5 protein-coding genes are annotated in these 3,250 nt (G+C 56.5%); 3 read left to right on the top strand and 2 right to left on the bottom strand.

Going from position 1 to position 3,250, the window contains the following annotated elements:
* Together EOA22_RS28635 and EOA22_RS28640 are read left to right on the top strand one after the other, a co-directional pair.
* On the top strand, positions 1-546 hold a 546-nt coding region (locus EOA22_RS28635; protein WP_127390396.1), incomplete at its 5' end, for a glucose-1-phosphate cytidylyltransferase.
* Positions 543-1,196, top strand: coding sequence for a PIG-L deacetylase family protein (locus EOA22_RS28640; protein ID WP_063170844.1), 654 nt, complete (start codon positions 543-545; stop codon positions 1,194-1,196). The genes EOA22_RS28635 and EOA22_RS28640, both read left to right, overlap by 4 nt.
* A 332-nt stretch (positions 1,197-1,528) precedes the next feature.
* Here the strand turns inward: EOA22_RS28640 and EOA22_RS28645 are convergent, their stop codons facing one another.
* The gene (locus EOA22_RS28645; RefSeq protein WP_244507031.1) at positions 1,529-2,227 is read right to left on the bottom strand and encodes a response regulator transcription factor; all 699 of its coding nucleotides are present in this window, start codon (positions 2,225-2,227) and stop codon (positions 1,529-1,531) included.
* Between the two features lie 298 nt (positions 2,228-2,525).
* On the bottom strand, positions 2,526-2,822 hold the full coding sequence (locus EOA22_RS38245; RefSeq protein ID WP_063170843.1) for a hypothetical protein: 297 nt from the start codon (positions 2,820-2,822) through the stop codon (positions 2,526-2,528).
* A gap of 88 nt (positions 2,823-2,910) precedes the next feature.
* On the opposite strand from EOA22_RS38245, the gene EOA22_RS28650 reads away from it, so the two are divergent.
* On the top strand, positions 2,911-3,250 hold a 340-nt coding region (locus EOA22_RS28650; RefSeq protein WP_164755928.1), incomplete at its 3' end, for a hypothetical protein.

Raw genomic sequence — 3,250 nt, forward strand, 5'->3', positions numbered from 1 at the left:
ATCAAGGACTGGAGCATCACTCTGCTCGATACCGGTATTTGGCGCAGCATTGGAGAGCGCCTGTGGGCTGCGCAGGATCACGTCAGGAACGAGAAGATGTTCCTGGCCAACTATTCCGACGGCCTGACCGATGTCGACTTGGACGACATGATCAGAAAATTCGAGGCCAGCGGCAAGATCGGCTGCTTTCTGGCAGTGCACGCGCCGCTGACTTACCATTTGGCCGACATCGCGGAAGATGGCCGCGTGCGCGAGTTTCGTGCGGCCGAGACATCGGAGATCTGGATCAATGGCGGCTACTTTATATTCCGTCCGGAAATTTTCAACTACATGCGCGACGGCGAGGAACTCGTTGTCGAGCCGTTCAAGCGTCTGATCGATGACAACATGCTGATGGCGTACAAGCACGAGGGTTTCTGGCGTTCAATGGACACGCTGCGCGATTGGCAATCACTCGAAGACATGGTCGAAAAGGGCGACATGCCCTGGAGTATGATAGCCACCGCCGAGAAGAATAGGCGTAGTATGGGGTTGGCCGCATCATGAAGGGGCTTGGTCTCGCGCGTGGCGGCGAGGAACTCTCGATTCTGTGCGTCGGGGCCCATTCCGACGACATTGAGATCGGCGCGGGAGGCACAATCCTCAGTCTGATCGCGTCGGAGGTCAAACTTCACGTCCACTGGTGCGTCTTAAGCGCCGGCGGCCAGCGGTCGGCCGAAGCCAGGGCTTCGGCCGAAGCCTTCCTCGAAGGATCCCATTCGTCCACGATCGACGTTGCGGATTTTGAAGACGGCTATTTCCCAGTTCACAGCCGATCGATAAAGCATTGGCTGATGGACGTAAGATCAAGGGTTCATCCCGACGTGATATTAACCCATGCCAGGTTCGACGCCCATCAGGACCATAGGGAGGTCAACCAACTGACCTGGAACGTTTTCCGCGATCACCTTGTGCTCGAATACGAGATTCCGAAATGGGACGGCGATCTTTGCCAACCCAATGCGTATGTGCCGATTGCAGCCCACGTGCTGGAACGCAAGATCCAACTCCTTCACGAGCACTTCGGGACACAGCGCTCAAAGGACTGGTTCGATCGGGAGACATTCGCCGGGCTTGCGCGGTTGCGTGGAATGGAATGCCGGGCACCCGAGCACTTTGCGGAGGCCTTCACGCTTAGGAAGGTCAAAATATTGTAGCGATAGCCCTCCGGGGTCGCTGTCGCAAGGATTGGTCCCCCAGGACGGCACGACCAGTTCCACGAGAGAGCAGTAACCTGGTCCTCGCCATTGACGAAGTGTCACTTCCGGCTGGTTGCTGGACAGTGAGGCAGGAGTGCTTTGGACGCCTCGCAATGGTTAGTCTTTAGGAACAGGACATATGGGAGCTGGCTATATGCGGGGCGTCCACCACGGGTGTCCAGCGGGACGGAGGTCCCTCAATTGTGCAGCAATCATCCCCCAGATCAGACGCTACGCGAGAGCAAAACGGCCCGCACGATTTAACCAAAGTTAGCGTCTCATTTGCTTCGTCACTCCACAGCCAGAGATCCTTCGGCGAAGAGATCGTTGACCTTGTAAGCGACTTCCGTCCGGTTGGTCGCCTTAAGCTTTTTCATGATGTTGCGGATGTGCACCTTCACGGTGCTTTCTCTCAGGTTCAGCTCATAGGCGATGATCTTGTTCGCCTTGCCGCGTCGGAGCGCCTGGGCGACCTCAGCCTGTCTGAGCGTGAACATGCCTGTCAAAGGTGTTTCAAGGCTGCCTGAATCTATCAGGTGCCGCATGGACAGGACACTACTTGCAGGAACGAAAATGCCTCCTGCCACCGCAAGATTGATCGCCTCGACACAGACGTCGATCCCGACAGAGGTCGGAATGTAGCCACGTGCGCCACATTCGAGAGCCGCCAGTATCTGTGCAAGGTCTTCTGTGTCGGCCAAGATCACCACAGGCACCGACCTGAACTCGGACGAAATGCGCCTGATCTGATCCGCTATGCCATGGTCGGTGACTTTCCGGCCGCCCAGGTTGAAAAGAATGGCTGCAAGGATCATCCCCTCTTTCACGCGCCATTCGTCTATCGAACCCTTGGCCTCGACGGCCATGCCGAGTTCGTGGTCTTCCAAGGCCGATGCCAGACATTCGCGATCTAGCGCCCTTCCGTCCAAGATGAGGAGGCATTCTCTGCCTACTTGTTCATGGACCGTTGCTTTTCCGCCGGACGGAATTCCTGCCGGCTCTACCGAAGTGTATTTATGCAGTTCTACTGTGGAACTCATACTCTAACCCACCCTTTTCCCAACAAAATTCGCCCTGAGGCGGCAATTAGCCCCTCACTCGCCAGTTTCTTCAGAAAGTATAGTAATGCCCACCCGTTCTGAGAGCCTGGCTGGAATTGTCCAACCTGGTGCACCCGCTGTTCCTCATTCCCAGCCAGAACAGCGTGAGTAGCTTATGGGCTATTCACAAGCGGGCGCTAACATAAGTTAATTTTCGGTAAATTTTTGAGCCACGAAATCCCGACGCCTACCGGGAAACGCGAAGCCAGGGCGGCCGCGCCGCGCTTGTGCCGACACAGATACGCGTTGCGAAGGCTCGGGCTGAGGTGGCCACCTGAGGACCATCCTCCGTCAGCAAACACATATCCAGAACGGATCCGGCATTCTGGATCTCGGCTTCCAGCGCGTCGATCAGTCTTTCGACAGCTTTGCTGGCAATATGGCTGTCAGGGTACTTGGCTTTCACAGTGGCGCACTCGTAGATTTCCTTGAATTGCCTGACCCTGCTTGGGTCCGAACATGCGATATACATCGTGGGTGTCATATCGCCTCTCCTCCTTATGGTGGATTCTAGACAACCCGCCCGTTGCCAGCCTTCGGTCCGTCACGCGCATTTCTTAGTGCCGACATAGATGCGGCCATTCAGCCCAGGATCGCATTTTGCGCCGGCCACTGCCTTCACCATCAAGGGCAAGGGCGATGGAGACGAGCGCGTCCGCTACCTCCCTTCGCGGGTGAAGGCTACCCCCTTTGACTCTCTTGCGGGGGATACTCACCTGCCGAAAGATTGGCCATCGGACAGCTTGCTGTATCCGCTCACCGGGAACTCGATCGGCATGCAGGTGTCTTTGCCGGGACTGCTAGTATGCGCGGCTATTTTGCTTGTTGCGTACTATTCAAGGGGAATGCTGATCATTGGCTTGATCGCTTCCCAGGCTTTCGGTGCGACGGCCGTGATGACCCTGAGCTTTC

The organism is Mesorhizobium sp. M7A.F.Ca.US.014.04.1.1 (assembly GCF_003998745.1).
GTDB lineage: Bacteria > Pseudomonadota > Alphaproteobacteria > Rhizobiales > Rhizobiaceae > Mesorhizobium > Mesorhizobium ciceri.

Excerpts from the sequence above, each read along its gene's own strand:
- EOA22_RS38245 (WP_063170843.1), bottom strand. The coding sequence starts at position 2,822 with ATGACACCCACGATGTATATCGCATGTTCGGACCCAAGCAGGGTCAGG.
- EOA22_RS28640 (WP_063170844.1), top strand. The coding sequence starts at position 543 with ATGAAGGGGCTTGGTCTCGCGCGTGGCGGCGAGGAACTCTCGATTCTG.